The 18,107-nt window shown below is 56.8% G+C and carries 12 protein-coding genes and 2 tRNA genes; 7 read left to right on the top strand and 7 right to left on the bottom strand.

What is annotated here, in order from left to right:
- Window positions 1-10: 10 nt before the first annotated feature.
- Window positions 11-1,183: an MFS transporter gene (locus tag ACR0AW_RS19535; protein ID WP_170734090.1), complete on the bottom strand. Its 1,173-nt coding sequence runs from the start codon at window positions 1,181-1,183 to the stop codon at window positions 11-13.
- A 145-nt stretch (window positions 1,184-1,328) separates the two neighbouring features.
- Between ACR0AW_RS19535 and ACR0AW_RS19540 the strand changes: the two genes are divergently transcribed.
- Window positions 1,329-2,471, top strand: a complete 1,143-nt coding sequence (locus ACR0AW_RS19540) for a DUF3095 domain-containing protein (RefSeq protein ID WP_170627020.1) — start codon at window positions 1,329-1,331, stop codon at window positions 2,469-2,471.
- Here the strand turns inward: ACR0AW_RS19540 and ACR0AW_RS19545 are convergent.
- Complete coding sequence (locus tag ACR0AW_RS19545; protein WP_170734091.1) at window positions 2,468-3,877, bottom strand: pyridoxal-dependent decarboxylase; 1,410 nt, start codon at window positions 3,875-3,877, stop codon at window positions 2,468-2,470. The two genes, ACR0AW_RS19540 and ACR0AW_RS19545, sit on opposite strands and share 4 nt — an antisense overlap.
- 126 nt (window positions 3,878-4,003) lie before the next feature.
- On the opposite strand from ACR0AW_RS19545, the gene hpaR reads away from it, so the two are divergent.
- Entirely contained in the window at window positions 4,004-4,438 is a 435-nt protein-coding gene (gene hpaR, locus ACR0AW_RS19550; RefSeq protein ID WP_170515396.1) for a homoprotocatechuate degradation operon regulator HpaR, read from the top strand.
- A 163-nt stretch (window positions 4,439-4,601) separates the two neighbouring features.
- Window positions 4,602-5,516, top strand: coding sequence for a helix-turn-helix transcriptional regulator (locus ACR0AW_RS19555; RefSeq protein WP_170567234.1), 915 nt, complete (start codon window positions 4,602-4,604; stop codon window positions 5,514-5,516).
- On the opposite strand, the gene ACR0AW_RS19560 is transcribed toward ACR0AW_RS19555, so the two are convergent.
- Both ACR0AW_RS19560 and ACR0AW_RS19565 read right to left on the bottom strand, forming a co-directional pair.
- On the bottom strand, window positions 5,509-6,723 hold the full coding sequence (locus ACR0AW_RS19560) for a DNA glycosylase AlkZ-like family protein (protein WP_170734092.1): 1,215 nt from the start codon (window positions 6,721-6,723) through the stop codon (window positions 5,509-5,511). The two genes, ACR0AW_RS19555 and ACR0AW_RS19560, sit on opposite strands and share 8 nt — an antisense overlap.
- Window positions 6,724-6,729: 6 nt before the next feature.
- Window positions 6,730-7,755, bottom strand: coding sequence for a LacI family DNA-binding transcriptional regulator (locus tag ACR0AW_RS19565; RefSeq protein ID WP_170734093.1), 1,026 nt, complete (start codon window positions 7,753-7,755; stop codon window positions 6,730-6,732).
- Between the two features lie 114 nt (window positions 7,756-7,869).
- Here ACR0AW_RS19565 and ACR0AW_RS19570 point away from each other — a divergent pair.
- A tRNA-Arg gene (locus ACR0AW_RS19570) sits at window positions 7,870-7,946 on the top strand.
- An 88-nt stretch (window positions 7,947-8,034) separates the two neighbouring features.
- Here the strand turns inward: ACR0AW_RS19570 and hmgA are convergent.
- Both hmgA and ACR0AW_RS19580 read right to left on the bottom strand, forming a co-directional pair.
- Complete coding sequence (gene hmgA, locus ACR0AW_RS19575) at window positions 8,035-9,396, bottom strand: homogentisate 1,2-dioxygenase (RefSeq protein WP_480439467.1); 1,362 nt, start codon at window positions 9,394-9,396, stop codon at window positions 8,035-8,037.
- 310 nt (window positions 9,397-9,706) lie between these two features.
- Window positions 9,707-9,793 (bottom strand) — tRNA-Leu (locus tag ACR0AW_RS19580).
- A 198-nt stretch (window positions 9,794-9,991) separates the two neighbouring features.
- Here ACR0AW_RS19580 and ACR0AW_RS19585 point away from each other — a divergent pair.
- Window positions 9,992-10,975, top strand: a complete 984-nt coding sequence (locus ACR0AW_RS19585) for a complex I NDUFA9 subunit family protein (RefSeq protein WP_170734094.1) — start codon at window positions 9,992-9,994, stop codon at window positions 10,973-10,975.
- On the opposite strand, the gene ACR0AW_RS19590 is transcribed toward ACR0AW_RS19585, so the two are convergent.
- Window positions 10,976-11,779: an undecaprenyl-diphosphate phosphatase gene (locus ACR0AW_RS19590; RefSeq protein ID WP_170734095.1), complete on the bottom strand. Its 804-nt coding sequence runs from the start codon at window positions 11,777-11,779 to the stop codon at window positions 10,976-10,978.
- A gap of 228 nt (window positions 11,780-12,007) precedes the next feature.
- On the opposite strand from ACR0AW_RS19590, the gene ACR0AW_RS19595 reads away from it, so the two are divergent.
- Window positions 12,008-13,441, top strand: a complete 1,434-nt coding sequence (locus ACR0AW_RS19595) for an NAD(P)-dependent oxidoreductase (RefSeq protein ID WP_170466699.1) — start codon at window positions 12,008-12,010, stop codon at window positions 13,439-13,441.
- Window positions 13,442-13,550: 109 nt separating this feature from the next.
- Window positions 13,551-18,083 carry a glutamate synthase large subunit gene (gene gltB / locus ACR0AW_RS19600; protein ID WP_170734096.1) on the top strand — a complete coding sequence of 1,511 codons (4,533 nt, stop codon included), beginning with the start codon at window positions 13,551-13,553 and terminating at the stop codon, window positions 18,081-18,083.
- The last annotated feature ends 24 nt before the right edge of the window (window positions 18,084-18,107 follow it).

Consider the following 18,107-nt stretch of genomic DNA (forward strand, 5'->3'; position numbering starts at 1 on the left):
GTCTCCGGTTTCAGTCTATGCTGTCCCGACTGAATAGATAGATCGCGCAACCAATGGCAAGGGTGACAGCAAAAAAGCCGAAAATCGCAGTATACGGCGCGGCGGAGCCGATCCCGTCGTTAGCGGCATGGATACGTCCGGTGGCAAATTGCGCCAGACCAACGCCGCCAACGCCGAAAAGGTTCAGCAGGGTGACGCCCCGCCCGACCAGATGCGGCGGCACGAAGGCCCGGCCATGGGCCATGATCACCGGAAAACTGGCGCCCAGAAAGCCGATCAACGCCAACAGCAGCACCGAGACCCAAACGCCGCTGTCAATCCACAGGCACAGCAGGCCCAGTGCTGCGACGCCCAAGGTATTACCGCTCAGGATCACCCATTTCCGGGTGCCCAGGATACGGTCCAGCGGCCCATAGGCGAAGGTTCCCGCGATCATCGCGGCCCCCATGATCAACGTAGCCGTCCCGATCTGAGCGGTGCTGAGCCCGAACACGTCATTCAAATACGGCCCGGCCCAAAGCCCTCGTATCGCACCCGATGGCGCATAAGACACAAGCATGAGAGGCAGAATGGCCCAAAGTGCAGGTTCTTTCAGCAGGTCTAGAAGTGATCCTTTTTGTTCGGTTTTTACCTTTTCAGGGTCATGCACCGTCAGCCAGATCCCCGCAGCCACCGCAGCAGAGATAATCGCCAGACCGGCCAACGTAGCGCGCCAGCCCATCAGCTCGACCGCCAGCGCCGTGGGGTATGAGGCGACCAGATTGCCGACAGAACCCACACCCAGCATCACCGCGGCGAGCGTGGCAAATTTGGCGGGTGGAAACTCTCGTGCGAAGATGTAGTAGGATGCCATCAGAACCGGCGAGCATCCTACCCCGATCAGCGCCATGGCGAGCGCCACATGGAACGGGGTCGTTGCGACCGCGAACAGGCCAGCCCCGCCAGCCCCGCCGATCAGTAGCAGCACCGCAGAACTGCGCCGAGGACCGACGCGGTCCAGTGCCCAGCCCACCGGAATCTGCATCGCCGCAAAGATTAGAAACCAAAGACCTGAAGCAAAGGCGAGGTCTTCGGGTGTTGCGCCGATATCGCGTCCCAGATCGGTAGTCAAAACTGCCAGAAAAGCGCGGAAAAACTGGCTGAGTACATAGGCCAGACACAAGATCACCAAACCTGCCTGCATTTCTTGACCTATTGTCTAGCTGCCCCGCCCCGATGCTTTGCACGCCGCGTTGATCGGCACAAGTGCCATGATTGAATCGATTGGGGCGGACATTCTTCACAATTGAGCTATCATCACGGCAGATTTTGGATTTCCCGAGTGTGTTATGACCCTCTCAGACTCTGTATTTTATGACTCCGTCCCCATTTCGGACAATTTCCTCAGCCTCAGTGACCCCGCGCAGTTCACACCTTTGCCAGAGACATGGGTTCTGGGCGTCGCCGATATCGTAGATTCGACCGGTGAAATCGCGCGGGGCCGGTACAAGACCGTCAACATGGTGGGGGCGGCCGTGATTTCAGGCATGATCAATGCGCTGGGTGGGCGCATATTTCCGTATGTCTTCGGTGGTGATGGTGCTGGATTCGCCGTATCGGGTGAGGATGCCGAGATCGCGCGGGATACGCTGGCAACATTGCAAAGCTGGGCCGAAACGGAATTCGCCATCACTCTGCGCGCGGCGCTGGTTTCGGTGGCCGACATCCGCGCCGCTGGACGTGATCTGCGTGTTGCTCGCTTTGCGCCTTCCACCGGCGTTGACTATGCGATGTTTACCGGCGGGGGACTGGCCTGGGCCGAGGCTCAGATGAAATCCGGGCAACGTGTTGTGCAACCAGCCGGACCTGACGCGCAGCCCGATCTGACCGGCCTATCTTGTCGTTGGTCCAACAGTCCAGCGAGGGTTGGTCAGATCGTTTCACTGGTTATTCAGCCTACATCAGAGTCTAATGAGGCTGAATTCGCCGCCCTGACCCAATCCATCCTGTCCGTCGCCGAAGGGCTAGAACGCGCCGGTCACCCGGTTCCGGCCAAAGGACCTCCGATGAGTTTCCCTCCGCCCGGCGTCGATATCGACGCCCATGTCTCACGCGCAGGTCGGAATCTTCTGATGCAGAAAACACGCTTGATGATCGGGAATATGTTGATCGGCTTGTTGTTCAAAACCGGGATGCGCCTGGGTCAATTCGAACCCAAGCATTACAAAGAGATGGTCAGTCGCAACGCTGATTTCCGAAAGTTTGATGACGGTCTGAAAATGACGCTGGATTGTGACTCGAGCACGTTGGAACAGCTCACTCAGATGCTGGACGACGCGCAAACAAAAGGCAAAATCAGATATGGAATGCACGCCCAGCAAGAGGCGATGATGACCTGCTTTGTTCCCTCGGCCATGCGCGACGACCATGTGCATTTTGTTGACGGGGCCTCGGGGGGATACGCGCAGGCTGCAGCGTCAATGAGGGCCTAAAGCCCTCGAGCGATTTCAGTGATCACGTCAAAGGCCATCATCACGTCCTGTTCTGTGGTTTCAAACTGACCGGCCTGAAAGCGGATGACCAGATCGCCATCCACGCGGGTCTGTGTCAGGTAGATCCGCCCATCATCATTGATTGCATTCACCAGCCGCAGGTTCAGATCATCCAGATCGTCGGCCCCATCCGGCTCGTATCGGAAGGTCCAAAGAGACCACATTGGAGGCGTCACGATCCGAAAATCCGGTTCTGCTGCTAGACGATCATGCAGTGCGCGCGACCAATTGACGTGATTCCGCAGCCGTTCGCGCAACCCCACCAGCCCATAGGTGCGGATGACGAACCACAGTTTCAGCGCGCGGAACCGACGTCCCAATGGCACCGACCATTCCGAGTAATTGATGATCCCGTCCTTGCCGTGGGTTTTCAGATATTCCGGGCTGATCGCAAGCGTGCGGACCAGATCATCGGGGTTTTTCAGGAAATGCGCACAGCAATCGAATTGCACGCCCAGCCACTTATGGGGATTGAATACAATGCTGTCGGCCTGATCGATCCCCGGCCAGTAGTGACGATATTCGGGGCAGATCATCGCCGACCCCGCCCAGGCTGCATCGACATGGGTATAAAGGCCGTATTTCTGTGCGATCGCCAGGCAGTGATCCACTGGATCAGTTGCCCCGGTTCCGGTCCCTCCAACACAAAGGATCACGCCCGCCGGGTGGAAACCAGACTCTAAATCTAATTGAATCGCTGCTTCAAGCGCATCGGGGTTCATTCCACGCCAATCACCTTGCACGGGGATGCGCACCAGATTGTCCTGTCCAATCCCCGCAACCCAGATGGCGCGGTCGATTGAGGTATGAACCTCGGAAGAGCAATAAATGCGCAGTGGCTTTTGACCGAACAGCCCCAGCGTGTTGCCCTGCCAGTTCATCGCCTTCTCGCGCATGGTCAGCACAGCCGCCAATGTCGCAGATGACGCCGAATCCTGAATGACCCCGGCAAAACCTTTGGGCAGGTCCAGCGCTTCGCGCAGCCAGTCCATCATTCGTGTTTCCATCTCGGTTGCGGCGGGCGAGGTCTGCCACAGCATACATTGCGGCGCGATGGCGCTGGCCAGGAACTCGGCCAGAACAGACGGGGCCGAGGCGTTCGAATTGAAGTAGGCGAAGAACCGAGGGTGTTGCCAATGGGTAATGCCGGGCATCACGATTTGTTCGAAATCATGAAAGATGTCCTCGATCGGCTCGCCCTGCTCAGGGGGATGCGCGGGCAGAGCATTCAGGATATCGCCCGGCTCGGTCCGGGCGCGCACGGGCTTGTCGCCCACCGTCAGGTGATAGTCTTGCGTCCACTCGGCAACCTTCTTGCCCCAATCGGAGAATTCATTCCATTTCATCTTATCCGCCTCGGTAGCCTTTTGTCAGTATCATATGCTAAACAAGTTAAGTAAAGTCCAGTAAACGAAACTCAACCACAACCAACGTTCTATTGCGAAATATTTGGAATTGCGCGAAAATTCCATATGTCAAAGAACTTACCACAGACGTCCCGATCATTGCCGATAGCGTTGTTGCGCGCTCGGGAAAAGGTGATGGGGCCTATTCGTGGTGTGCTAACGGATGCTGGCGTCACCGAGCAACAATGGCGCGTTCTGCGCGTTTTGCAGGAAGAAGGACCTCAGGAGCCTACTCAGATCGCCGAGCGCGCCTGCCTCTTGTTGCCCAGCCTGACGCGCATTCTGAAAAAGCTAGAAGACAGCAAGCTGATCATGAGGCGGCCGGATACCAAAGACCGCCGCCGACAGATTGTCGAAATCAGCGAGAATGGGTTGCAAATTATCGACGCAAATCTGGCGGAAATGTTGGAGCTGGCGGAACACACCCGCTCTTTGCTCGGGGCAGAGCAGCACGAGAAGTTGCTGGACCTTCTGGTAGAGCTTCACCAGCTGGAAGGCTGAGCGCAATGCTCAGAACAGGCTCTAACCAAGTTGTTTGCCGTCGTTCAGACCTCGTTTTAGGCCCCAAACTATAAGCATTGTGGGCGGAGAAGGTAATATTCGTTGCCCGTAGATGGTTCGCGTCGTAGCCTCATCCTTACCTTTAACAAACGGTTCAATGCAGATGGATGGGCCCAAACCGCCAGAACCGGCACCGCCTGCACATATTGCAAAGCAGGATTTGAGCGAACGAGTGGGCGCGCGTGTACGCCGGGCGCGTCAAATGCGAGGCATCCCGCGCCGGATCCTGTCTGAGAACTCGGGCGTTTCCCCACGCTATTTGGCGCAGCTTGAGGCGGGTGAGGGCAACATCTCGATCGGCGTGTTGCACCGTGTCGCACAGGCACTGGATTACAAAGCCGAATGGTTGATTGGTGAAGATGATCCGTGGGATTCGGATGCTTTGCAGATAGTTGAGCTTTTCCGACAAGCCAGCGACGACGTCAAAGAAAGCGTCAGGCGTGCATTGCAACCTCACCCAGATGAGGATGCACGTGCGCATCGGGTTTGTCTGATTGGGTTACGCGGAGCGGGTAAGTCAACTCTTGGCGCTATGCTGGCTGCCGCACAAAGACTGCCGTTTGTTGAGCTCACAGCCATGATTGAAGAGATGGCCGGCATGCCCATGTCTGAAGTGATGGCGTTCTACGGGCAAGACGGGTATCGCAATCTGGAAGCGCAGGCGCTGGATCGGGTGATTGCAGAGCATGATCGGGTCGTGCTGGCAGTCGCGGGCGGGATCGTATCAGAGCCTTCGACATATGCGACCCTGCTTGGCCGGTTTCACACCATCTGGCTGCGCGCGTCACCGACCGAGCATATGGACCGCGTGCGCGCCCAAGGCGACGAACGCCCGATGGCTGGAAATCCCAAGGCGATGGAGCAGCTCAAGAACATATTGGCCAGTCGCGAGGCTTTGTATGGGCGGGCAAATGCGCAGCTAGATACATCGGGCAGGGCGCCCCATGTTTCGCTGAACGAGCTGCGCCTACTGATTGAGGAACAAGGTTTCCTGATCGAAAAATTGGGTTCTATTTAGGATCTTTCAGCCAATCCTTTTCAAATTCCACCCCGTCCAGTTCCGCAAATCGCCGTACCCGGTCCAATTCGGCCTGCAGGCGGCGGGTTCTTGCGTCAGACCAACGCACCGACCGTTCTGGCCATACGGATCGGACTTGCAACAGTCCACGGTCTCGCTGGGCCTTCATGTCGATGCGTCCGATCAACCGGTGCCCTTCAAGCAACGGAAAGACATAATAGCCGTAGGTACGCTTGGGTTCGGGTACGAACACCTCGATCCGATAGTGGAATCCGAACAACCGCTCGGCCCGGTTCCGGTCACGCAACATAGGGTCAAAAGGGCTGAGAACTCTGATCCGGCCCGGCGCATCGGGCAGCTCTGTAGCGTGTTCACATAGACCGGGGCGGGCGAACACTTTTCGTTCCCGCCCGTCTGCGCATTCGACGCAGATCTCTTCGATTTCATCCTGTGTTAGAGCCTGTTGGCACCAGGATTTTGCCTCGGCAGCGCTTACCGTATCCCAGAACGCGGCAAGCTCTCCCGATGTGGCGAACCCCAGCCGGTCGAGTGCGGCGTTACACAACCAATCCACAGTTTCATTTGCGTCGCAATGCAAATTGCCGGGGCAAAGTTGAGTTTCTATAACCCGCTCTGTCAGGTCATAGCGTTTCTGAAACCCATCGCGTCCAACCACGGTCAGCGCGCCGGATCGCCAGAGATATTCCAGCGCGGTCTTGGATGGATGCCAGTCCCACCAACCGCCAGATCCCTTTTTCTCGTCTTTTCCGACATCGGACGAGCCAACCGGACCATGGTCGCGGATATGTTGTAGGACGGTTTCGAACTTTTGCTCAAACCCGTCACGCCGCCAGTTCTTCCAGCGGGCTTTCAACATGTCGGCATCGCGCAGGAACCGCAGATGCCAATGGCGATAGAATTCCATTGGGATCACCGCCGCATCGTGCGTCCAATGCTCAAACAGCGCGCGGTCGCGTTCGTAGAGCTGCTTGAGGTAGCGCGAACGATAGCTGGCCTTACGCGCATATAGGATCATGTCATGCGCGCGGGCGACGGTGTTGATACTGTCGAGCTGGACAAACCCTAAACGATGGATCAGCTGTAACAAGTCATCGCCTTTGGAACTTCCAGTAGGCTGTTCCAAAAGCGCGTGCCGATCCATGAACAGCGCCCGCGCCGCGCGGTTGTCCAGACGTTGCAGCGCCATCTGGCGTTATCGCCGTTTCAGCGTGTCGCCATAGCTGATCTTGGGGGTCAGGGTAACGCGGGTTTCAACCTCGGATTCCGGATCGGCCAACTTCGCCGCAATGATCTCGGCCGCGGTGCGCCCAATCTCGGTCCGGCAGGCATCCATCGTGGCCAGCTTGCGCGGCAGCCCCTGCAGCAGCTCTACATTGTTGAATCCGGCTAAACCGATCTGACCGGGCACGTCGATCCCTTGATCCAGCAAATACAACAGCCCACCCGCGCCGATCATATCGTTGGAATAATACAGAAAATCCAACTCGGGCGAGCGTTCAAGCATCGCTTGTGTCATCTCGCGCCCCTTGGCCAGCGCCGAGCCACCCGAATAAAATTCACGGTCCTCAATCTCGATCCCGTGCTTGCCCAGCACTTCGGTGAACCCTTCGAACCGTTTACGGGCACGGTGGTCCAACGGCATCTTGGTGCCCATAAACCCGATATGCTCATAGCCCGCCTTCAGGATTGCCTGCGCCATTTCGCGCCCGGCGCGGCGGTGAGAGATTCCCACCATCGCATCCACCGGTTTGCCATCGGTATCCATGATCTCGACCACCGGTATGCCAGCTGAATCCAGCATAGCGCGCGCGGCTTCGGTATGCTCCAGCCCGGCAATGATCACGCCTGAGGGCCGCCACGAGAGCATCTCGTACAGCACTTTTTCTTCTTTTTCTGGCAGATAGTCCGTGACGCCAACCACCGGCTGCAGTTCAGTATCTTCCAGCACCTGATTGATACCGGTTAGAACTTCGGGGAAGACCATATTTGACAATGACGGGATGATCACAGCGACAAGATTCACCCGGCTTGACGCCAATGCTCCCGCGATCTTGTTGGGCACATATCCCAGCTCTTTTGCGGCGGCCAAAACACGGGTACGGGTGGCATCCGACACATCCCCGCGATTACGTAGCACCCGGCTAACGGTCATTTCGGATACTCCGGACGCTTCCGAGACATCACGAAGGGTAAGCGGGCGTTTTGTTTCTGTTGTCACCGAGATACCTGCATTGTTTGTTTGGCCGATGGTAGCGTGAACAGGGCGAATTGTTCAACTGTTGTGCAAAGCCCATGACAATCTGAAAAAACCCCGCTAGAGAAAACGACGCGCGGCCCCGTGGCTCAACTGGATAGAGCAGCCCCCTCCTAAGGGGCAGGTTGCAGGTTCGAATCCTGCCGGGGTCGCCAAGCTTTTCTGAACGTACCCGCTTAAATGCGTTACAGATCAAGCGTTCTAAATCTCTGCCCTTTGGGAGACGAAGAAATTATACCCTCGTCACTTCTTGCCGGGTGTGCCGTCGAATTTCTTTTCGATGTCGCTCCAACAGTCGATGTAATCGTCCTGCAGTGGTGCCTCATTGGCGGCGAACGCTGTGAGATGCTGCGGAAAGCGGGTTTCGAACATGAAGGACATGGTGTTTTCCAGCTTGTCTGGCCCTAGGTTTGAATTCGATGCCTTTTCAAAGGCTTCGCGATCTGGGCCGTGGGGCAGCATCATGTTGTGCAGGCTCATACCGCCGGGAATAAAGCCCTGCGGTTTCGCATCATATTGGCCGTAAATATTGCCCATCAGTTCGGACATGATGTTCTTGTGGTACCAGGGCGGGCGGAAGGTATCTTCCATGACCATCCAGCGCTCGCGGAACAGAACAAAGTCGATATTGGCGGTGCCGGGCTGGCCTGAAGGTGCGGTTAGAACGGTGAAAATCGACGGATCCGGATGATCGAACAGGATGGCTCCGACCGGGCAATATGTACGCAGGTCGTATTTGACGGGTGCATAGTTGCCGTGCCACGCCACCACGTCCAGCGGGCTGTGACCGATTTTGGTCTGGTGAAACTGACCGCACCATTTGACGGTCACGTTTGAGGGCACTTCGCGGTCCTCAAACGCCGCGACCGGTGCTTTGAAATCACGCGGGTTGGCCATGCAGTTGGCGCCGATCGGGCCGCGGCCAGGCAGTTCGAATTTCTGGCCGTAGTTTTCGCACACGAACCCGCGCGCAGGGCCTTCCACAACTTCGACCCGGTAGACAAGGCCGCGTGGAATGATAGCGATTTCCTTGGGTTCAAGGTCGATGATCCCTAATTCGGTGTAGAATCTCAGAACGCCCTCTTGCGGCACCACCAGCAGCTCGGAGTCAGCCGAGAAGAAGTAATCATCCTGCATCGAAGTGTTCACCATATAGATATGGCTAGCCATCCCGACCTGAGTGTTCACATCCCCGGCAGTGGTCATGGTGCGCATGCCCGTGACCCAGGTTGTCTGTTCACCGGTATGGGGCACCGGATCCCAGCGGTATTGTCCCAAGCTGACAACGTCAGGATCTACATTGGGCGCTGATTTCCAATAGGGAACATCGATTTTTTCATAGCGATGTGAATGCTTTACCGACGGGCGGATACGATAGCACCAGGTACGCTCGTTCTGGTGCGAAGGTGCCGTGAACGCAGTGCCTGAAAGCTGCTCACCATAGAGGCCGTAATTGCATTTCTGCGGGCTGTTCATACCCTGGGGCAGAGCATCAGGAAGCGCTTCGGTTTCGTAATCGTTGCCAAAGCCCGGCATGTACCCTTCGTGCGGCCCTTTCAAGGATGGGGCAACTGTCATGCGTTCATTCTTGGTCAGCTCATTCATTTTGCACGTTCCTTCCGGACAGATACGATCGAATTTAATGGGTGTGGTAATAGTTGACTTTGTAACTAACAAGCGCGACGGGAAGGTATCTTCAAAAAAGATGAGTTTGATTTGCAGGAAATTGCCATAGCCTTGCACCATGTCCTTCTTCGACTGGCAAAAGGTAGTGCAACAGAGATTGTTAATTCCGGTACCTGCGGGTCGATTCTCGGGGTCAAACAAAGAAATTGACTCAGACAGGCCAAACCAGCCTGATTGTACATCGGTCAAGTGACCGGAAGTGCCAGGGGTTCAAGTTTTATGGAGATTTTGGTGCCCAGGAGAGGACTCGAACCTCCACGTCCATAAGGACACTAGCACCTGAAGCTAGCGCGTCTACCAATTCCGCCACCTGGGCAGGTGTCGTGGAGGGGCGTTTAAGCTGACTGGCAGTGGGCGTCAACCAGATTCGGGGGTGTTTTTGAAAGTTTTTTGATGCGTGCCCCAACTTCTGGTTAACGCGACGGATTTTCAGAGAAGCGCGGCGTTATTGCGCCTTGTTCGACGGGCTCGTGGGCGCTAGATCAATTCAGACCAAGACAGCAGGAGCGCCATCATGTCGAAACTCGTCACGATTTACGGTGGATCGGGCTTTGTCGGCCGATATATCGCGCGGCGTATGGCTGCCGAAGGCTGGCGTGTCCGCGTCGCTGTGCGGCGGCCCAATGAAGCGATGTTCGTCAGACCCTATGGCGCGGTTGGTCAGGTCGAGCCTATCTTGTGCAATATCCGTGATGACGCCTCGGTCGCTGCAGCGATGCATGGTGTGGACGCCGTGGTGAATTGCGTTGGCGTATTGAATGAGCTGGGCAAGAATGCGTTCGACGCAGTGCAGGCCGAAGGTGCCGAACGGATCGCCCGGCTGGCGGCCGCTCAGGGTATTGACCGCATGGTTCATATCTCGGCCATCGGTGCGGATCCCGAATCCGACAGCCAATATGCACGCACCAAAGCGCAGGGCGAGGCGGGCGTTTTGCAACACATGCCGGGTGCCGTCATTCTGCGCCCATCAGTCATTTTCGGCACCGAAGACCAGTTTTTCAACCGCTTCGCAGGAATGACGCGGATGAGCCCGTTCCTGCCGCTTGTTGGGGCGGAAGCGAAATTTCAACCTGTCTATGTCGATGATGTTGCGCAAGCGGCAGTTCAGGGCGTTCTGGGCAAAGCTTCTGCCGGTGTTTATGAACTGGGCGGGCCAGAGGTAAAGAGTTTCCGCGCCTTGATGCAGCAGATGCTCGACGTAATTCATCGCCGCCGGATCATCATCGGGATGCCTTTCTGGGTGGCGAAAATCATGGCGGGTGTGTTGGATATCGCGAAGTTCGTCAGTTTTCAGTTGTTTCCGAACAATATCCTGACTCGTGACCAACTTAAGAATCTGCGGCGCGATAATGTGGTGGCGGATGACGCTAAAGGTTTTTCGGACCTCGGGATCGAGCCCGCAACGTTGGAGTCGGTTCTGCCAGAATATCTGTGGAAATTCCGCCCCGCGGGTCAGTATGACGATATTCAGAACTCGGCCAAGAACCTGCGCATCTGATCAGCTATAGGCGATCATTAGCAGTATTGCTCCGAGGATGACCCGGTAGATCACATAGGGTGTGAAACTGACGCTGCGCAGAAGCCGCATCATCAGGTTAAGCGCGAGCAGAGCCGAAACAAAGGCGAAGGCTGCGGCAATCGCGCCGTCCTTGGCCAGCTGTGTATCCGCCTCACGGACGACATCGATCGAAAGCAGGACGCCCGAAGCGATGATCGTAGGTATCGACATCAGCATGGCAATCCGCGCACCATCTTCGCGTGTATAGCCAAGCTGACGAGCGCCTGTGATCGTAATCCCCGAGCGTGAAGTCCCCGGGATTAAGGCCAACATCTGCCACAGCCCCATGATCATTGCGTCCTTTAAGCCCCAGTCCGAACTACGTTTGGTTTGTACCCCCTTTTGATCCATCCAATACAGCACTAACCCGAAGCCAAGCATCGCCCATCCGATGACGGCGACTGAACGCAGAGCCTGCTCAAGCCCCGTCAGGTACACGATCCCGCCCGCAATGACTGTCGGAATCGTGGCGATGACCAAGCCCAGTGCCAACCGCGCCTGAGGCGTCTCAATTCGTCCTCGGATAATTTGTGGTATCCCGGCTAGGGCTTGTTTCACATCTGACCAGAAATAAAGAATAACCGCGCCAAGTGTTCCTACATGGACGGCGACATCGATTACCAGGCCTTGATCAACCGCGTCAGTCAGGCGGGGCAACAGGATCAGGTGCCCGGATGAAGATACAGGCAAGAATTCGGTGACGCCCTGAATGATCGCCACAAGAATCAAGTGAAAAAGGCTCATCTGCTCTGCCGGTACCGTGCTCGTTTTGTTGAGAACAATGGGTATAAGCGGGCAACGGGAAAGTGAAGTGCTCAGATAGGTCCGAATCGGAACTAAAAACACGACAAATTTCTCTGAAAAAACATCGAGCGATGCAGTTTTCTCAATATAGGTCAGTATTATTGACTTTTCATCCAGAATGACATCACTTAAAGAACCCTGACCAAGCCAATTCATGGAGTCTGACCCGTGGCCAAGCAACCGATGCTGAAATTTGTGCAGATCGATCGTGTCATGCCTGAAAAGCGTGCCGCCAGTGACCGCAAAGAGGACTTCGATGAAATCTATGCCGAGTACGCCGCGGAGAAGGCGGCCGAACAGGCCAGCCGATGCAGCCAGTGCGGAGTGCCCTATTGCCAGTCCCATTGTCCGCTGCACAACAATATCCCTGATTGGCTGAACCTGACGGCAACCGGGCGGTTGGAAGAGGCGTATCAAACAAGCCAGGCTACCAACACTTTCCCTGAAATCTGCGGCCGCATCTGCCCACAGGACCGTCTGTGCGAAGGCAATTGCGTGATCGAGCAATCGGGCCACGGTACGGTCACCATCGGCTCGATCGAGAAATACATTACCGATACAGCCTGGGACAAAGGCTGGGTCAAACCCGTTCAGCCTCGTGCCGAGCGCGACGAAAGCGTGGGTATCATTGGCGGTGGTCCCGGAGGATTGGCAGCGGCGGATATGCTGCGCCGGGCGGGTATTCAGGTCACGGTCTATGATCGATATGACCGTGCGGGGGGGCTGCTGATGTACGGCATTCCCGGTTTCAAGCTGGAAAAGGATATCGTCCAACGCCGAAATGACCTGCTGGCAGATGGTGGTGTTGCATTTGAGCTGAACTGCGATGTGGACGCCGCGAAATTCGCGGAAATCCACGCGAAACATGATGCGGTGATTATTGCAACGGGCGTCTACAAATCCCGTGATCTGTCCATGCCCGGCAGCGGTCTGGGTGGGATTGAAAAGGCGATCGATTTTCTGACAGCCTCGAATCGCAAAAGTTTTGGCGATGCGGTTGATGACTTCGACAATGGCCGCCTGAACGCGGAAGGTAAGAAAGTGGTCGTCATCGGCGGGGGTGATACCGCGATGGATTGCGTGCGCACGTCGATTCGTCAGGGTGCGACGTCGGTCAAATGCCTCTATCGCCGCGACCGCGCCAATATGCCGGGCTCGCAGCGTGAAACCCAGAATGCCGAGGAAGAAGGCGTGATCTTCGAATGGCTTAGCGCACCCAAAGGCTTTACCGGCGATGAGCAAGTAAACGGTGTCATGGTGCAGAAGATGCGTCTGGGCCAGCCCGATGCCTCGGGCCGTCAGGCTCCCGAAGTGATTGAGGGCGCAGACTATGTCGAAGAGGCCGATCTGGTGATCAAGGCGCTTGGCTTCGAACCCGAAGACCTGCCCACCTTATTCGGCCAACCTGATCTGCCTGTGACCCGCTGGGGTACAATCAAAGCTGCGTTCCAGACCGGTGCAACCGAGATGGAGGGCGTTTATGCCATCGGCGACATCGTGCGCGGTGCTTCGCTGGTGGTCTGGGCGATCCGTGACGGGCGCGATTGCGCAGATGCCATAATTGAGCGTTTTAACGCCAAATCCGCCATCGCAGCCGAGTGAAACAAAACGCAAAAGCAATTCGAAAAATCCCAGCGGGTATGCGTTCGAAAGCGAACGACGACAGATGAACAAAAGCCTGTGTGCCCCCTTGGGAAGAAGGAGACAGCCAATGACCAAATATGATGCCGATTGGGTGCGGGCCGAAGAAGCCAAGCGCAAATGGATGGCAGAAAACGGTCTCTATTCAGAGGAAGAAGAACATTCCTCGTGCGGTGTGGGCCTTGTTGTGTCCGTCGATGGTAAGCCGTCACGCAAGGTGGTGGATGCCGGGATCGATGCGCTAAAGGCAATCTGGCATCGCGGCGCGGTGGATGCGGACGGTAAAACCGGGGATGGCGCAGGTATCCATGTGCAGATCCCTGTCCCATTCTTCTATGATCAGATTCGTCGCACGGGTCATGAACCAAACTTGGATGAACTGGTTGCTGTCGGTCAGGTTTTCCTGCCCCGCACGGATTTTGGCGCGCAGGAACAGTGCCGGACCATCGTGGAAACCGAAGTTTTACGCATGGGTTACTATATTTATGGCTGGCGACATGTGCCGGTTGATGTGACCTGTCTGGGCGAAAAGGCCAACGCGACCCGGCCCGAGATCGAGCAAATTCTGATCTCGAACTCCAAAGGCGTGGATGAAGAGACATTCGAGCGTGAGCTCTATGTCATTCGTCGCCGTATTGAAAAAGCGGCGCTGGCCGCAGGAATCTCGGGGCTGTATCTGGCATCGCTGTCTTGCCGGTCGATCATCTACAAAGGCATGATGCTGGCCGAGCAGGTCGCTGTTTTCTACCCCGACCTGATGGATGAGCGGTTCGAGTCCGCTTTTGCCATTTACCACCAGCGCTATTCGACCAACACGTTCCCGCAATGGTGGCTGGCCCAGCCCTTCCGTATGTTGGCCCACAACGGTGAGATCAACACGCTGAAAGGCAACATCAACTGGATGAAAAGCCACGAGATCCGCATGACCTCGGATAGCTTTGGCGTCTATGCCGAGGATATCAAACCGATCATAGCGGGCGGATCGTCGGATTCCGCCGCATTAGACTCGGTATTCGAGGTCTTGGTGCGTGCGGGGCGCTCGGCGCCGATGGCGAAAACCATGCTGGTTCCGGAAAGCTGGTCCAAGCAAGCTATCGAGCTGCCGCAAAGCTGGCGCGACATGTATTCCTACTGCAATTCAGTGATGGAACCTTGGGATGGCCCTGCTGCGCTGGCAATGACGGATGGCCGCTGGGTGTGTGCCGGTTTGGATCGGAATGGTCTGCGCCCGATGCGCTATGTGGTAACCGGCGATGGTCTGGTCATCGCGGGGTCCGAGGCGGGTATGGTGCCGATTGATGAGGCCACCGTGACCGAAAAAGGCGCGCTGGGACCGGGCCAGATGCTGGCTGTCGATATGAAAAAGGGCAAGTTGTTCCGCGACAAGCAGATCAAGGACAAACTGGCCCGAGCACTGCCGTTTGGCGACTGGGTCGGCAAGATCAACGATCTGGACGAGTCACTTGCGGGCGTGACGGAACACCCGAAATTCACCGGAGAAGAACTGCGCAAGCGTCAGATCGCGGCCGGGTATTCTGTAGAAGACCTAGAACAGATTCTTGCCCCGATGGCAGAGGACGGCAAAGAGGCGCTGGCTTCGATGGGGGATGATACGCCCTCGGCTGTTCTGTCCAAGCAATACCGCCCGCTCAGCCACTTTTTCCGGCAGAACTTCAGCCAGGTGACGAACCCTCCGATCGACAGTTTGCGTGAATACCGTGTGATGTCGCTGAAGACGCGGTTCGGCAACCTTAAGAACGTGCTGGACGAAGACAGCAGCCAGACCGAGATCATCGTTCTGGAAAGCCCCTTTGTCGGCAATGCACAATGGGACACCCTGGTCAATCAACTGGGTTCACCCCTTGCGGAGATCGATTGTAGCTTTGAACCCGGCCGAGGCGCTCTGAGCGCCGCCTTGGCACGTGTTAGAGCCGAAGCAGAAGAAGCCGTGCGCTCGGGCGCGGGTCACTTGGTTCTGTCTGACATGAATTCAGGGCAAGGTCGTGTGGCGATGCCGATGATCCTGGCCACCAGTGCTGTGCATTCGCATTTGACCCGTCAGGGTTTGCGGACCTTTTGTTCGCTGAACGTGCGGTCTGCTGAATGTGTTGATCCTCACTACTTTGCGGTTCTGATCGGCTGTGGCGCGACTGTTGTGAACGCCTATCTGGCCGAAGATTCACTGGCTGATCGCATTGACCGTGGTCTGCTGGACGGCACCCTGACCGAAAACGTTGCTCGCTATCGCGAAGCCATCGACCAGGGTCTGCTGAAGATCATGGCCAAGATGGGGATTTCGGTGATTTCGTCCTACCGTGGAGGCCTGAACTTTGAGGCCGTGGGCCTCAGCCGTGCCATGGTGGCCGAGTATTTCCCAGGCATGACCAGCCGGATTTCAGGCATCGGCGTCACCGGTATTCAGGCCAAAGCCGAGGAAATCCACGCCAAAGGCTGGGACACGGGTCTGGATGTGCTGCCCATCGGCGGTTTCTACAAAGCGCGCAAATCGGGTGAGACCCACGCGTGGGAAGCGACCTCGATGCATATGATGCAAATGGCCTGTAACAGAGCCTCATATGAACTGTGGAAGCAGTATTCGGCCAAGATGCAGTCGAACCCGCCGATCCACCTGCGCGATCTGATGGATTTCAAACCGCTGGGCAAGCCGGTACCGATTGAAGAGGTCGAATCGATCACCTCGATCCGCAAACGGTTCGTTACGCCGGGCATGTCGCTGGGCGCGCTGAGCCCCGAGGCGCACAAGACGCTGAACGTGGCGATGAACCGGATCGGTGCCAAGTCTGACTCCGGCGAGGGCGGGGAAGATCCCGCGCATTTCGTGCCGGAGCCCAATGGCGACAACCCATCGGCCAAGATCAAACAGGTGGCCTCGGGCCGGTTTGGTGTAACCGCCGAATACCTGAACCAGTGCGAAGAACTGGAGATCAAGGTCGCGCAAGGCGCGAAACCCGGTGAGGGTGGTCAGTTGCCGGGCATGAAGGTCACCGACCTGATCGCGCGTCTACGGCACTCGACCAAGGGCGTGACGCTGATCTCGCCGCCGCCGCACCACGACATCTACTCGATCGAGGATCTGGCGCAGTTGATCTACGATCTGAAGCAGATCAACCCGCGCTGCAAGGTGACGGTGAAGCTGGTTGCGTCCTCGGGCGTGGGTACGATTGCTGCCGGTGTGGCCAAGGCGAAAGCGGATATCATCCTGATTTCGGGCCACAATGGCGGTACAGGCGCATCGCCCGCGACGTCGATCAAATATGCTGGTCTGCCGTGGGAGATGGGTCTGACTGAGGCCCATCAGGTTCTGGCGATGAACAACCTGCGCGACCGTGTGACCCTGCGGACCGATGGTGGCCTGCGGACCGGTCGCGACATCGTCATGGCCGCGATGATGGGGGCCGAGGAATACGGCATCGGTACCGCCGCCCTGATCGCAATGGGCTGTATTATGGTGCGTCAGTGCCAGTCGAACACCTGTCCGGTGGGCGTGTGTACGCAGGACGAATCGTTGCGTGCCAAGTTTACTGGCAACGCGGACAAGGTGGTGAACCTGATCACCTTCTACGCACAGGAAGTGCGAGAACTGCTGGCTAGCCTCGGCGCACGTTCGATTGACGAAATCATCGGTCGTGCTGATCTGCTAGCACAGGTCAGCCGCGGATCGGCGCATCTGGATGATCTGGACCTCAACCCGCTGTTGATCACCGTCGATGGCGCACATGATATCGTCTACAACCGCGACAAGGATCGTAATGCAGTGCCGGATACGCTGGATGCCGAGATTGTGCGCGATGCAGCACGGTTCCTGAAAGACGGTGAGAAGATGCAACTATCTTACGCGGTGCAGAACACGCATCGGACCGTGGGTACACGTGTCTCAAGCCACATCGTCCAGAATTTCGGCATGCGGAACACGTTCCAGGACGATCACTTGCATGTGAAGCTGCAGGGTTCGGCGGGCCAGTCGCTGGGGGCTTTTGCCGCTCCAGGTCTCAAGCTGGAGGTCTCGGGTGATGCCAACGACTATGTCGGCAAGGGGCTTTCGGGCGGCATGATTGTTGTGCGACCCCCGCAGGTGAGCCCGCTCAAGGCGGAATATAACACCATCATTGGCAACACCGTCCTATACGGTGCCACCGATGGCCACCTATTTGCAGCAGGCCGCGCAGGTGAGCGGTTCGCGGTGCGAAATTCAGGTGCCAGAGTGGTGATCGAAGGCTGCGGCTCGAACGGGTGTGAATACATGACCGGCGGCATTGCGGTTATTCTCGGCGATATCGGTGCTAACTTTGGTGCGGGGATGACGGGTGGTATGGCTTATCTGTACGACCCCGAAGGCAAGGCCGAAGCGCTGATGAACATGGAGACGCTTGTCACCTGTCCGGTGACAGTGGACCATTGGGAAGATCAGCTGAAAGCAATGATCGAGCGCCATGTCGCGGAAACCAATAGCCGCAAAGCCATTGATATCTTACAGCATTGGGATGTGGAAAAGACCAACTTCCTGCAGGTTTGCCCGAAAGAGATGTTGAACAAGCTCAGTCATCCTCTGACCACCGAGGTGGCGGCGGTTCCTGCAGAATAGGTCTTGAGAGATCTAAATCTTTGG

Source organism: Ruegeria sp. C5 (assembly GCF_056537605.1).

Coding starts and splice junctions, on each gene's coding strand:
- hmgA (WP_480439467.1), bottom strand. CDS start 9,396: ATGAATGAGCTGACCAAGAATGAACGCATGACAGTTGCCCCATCCTTG.
- ACR0AW_RS19555 (WP_170567234.1), top strand. CDS start 4,602: ATGGATGGGCCCAAACCGCCAGAACCGGCACCGCCTGCACATATTGCA.
- ACR0AW_RS19535 (WP_170734090.1), bottom strand. CDS start 1,183: ATGCAGGCAGGTTTGGTGATCTTGTGTCTGGCCTATGTACTCAGCCAG.
- gltB (WP_170734096.1), top strand. CDS start 13,551: ATGACCAAATATGATGCCGATTGGGTGCGGGCCGAAGAAGCCAAGCGC.
- ACR0AW_RS19545 (WP_170734091.1), bottom strand. CDS start 3,877: ATGAAATGGAATGAATTCTCCGATTGGGGCAAGAAGGTTGCCGAGTGG.
- ACR0AW_RS19560 (WP_170734092.1), bottom strand. CDS start 6,723: ATGGCGCTGCAACGTCTGGACAACCGCGCGGCGCGGGCGCTGTTCATG.
- hpaR (WP_170515396.1), top strand. CDS start 4,004: ATGTCAAAGAACTTACCACAGACGTCCCGATCATTGCCGATAGCGTTG.
- ACR0AW_RS19585 (WP_170734094.1), top strand. CDS start 9,992: ATGTCGAAACTCGTCACGATTTACGGTGGATCGGGCTTTGTCGGCCGA.
- ACR0AW_RS19590 (WP_170734095.1), bottom strand. CDS start 11,779: ATGAGCCTTTTTCACTTGATTCTTGTGGCGATCATTCAGGGCGTCACC.
- ACR0AW_RS19540 (WP_170627020.1), top strand. CDS start 1,329: ATGACCCTCTCAGACTCTGTATTTTATGACTCCGTCCCCATTTCGGAC.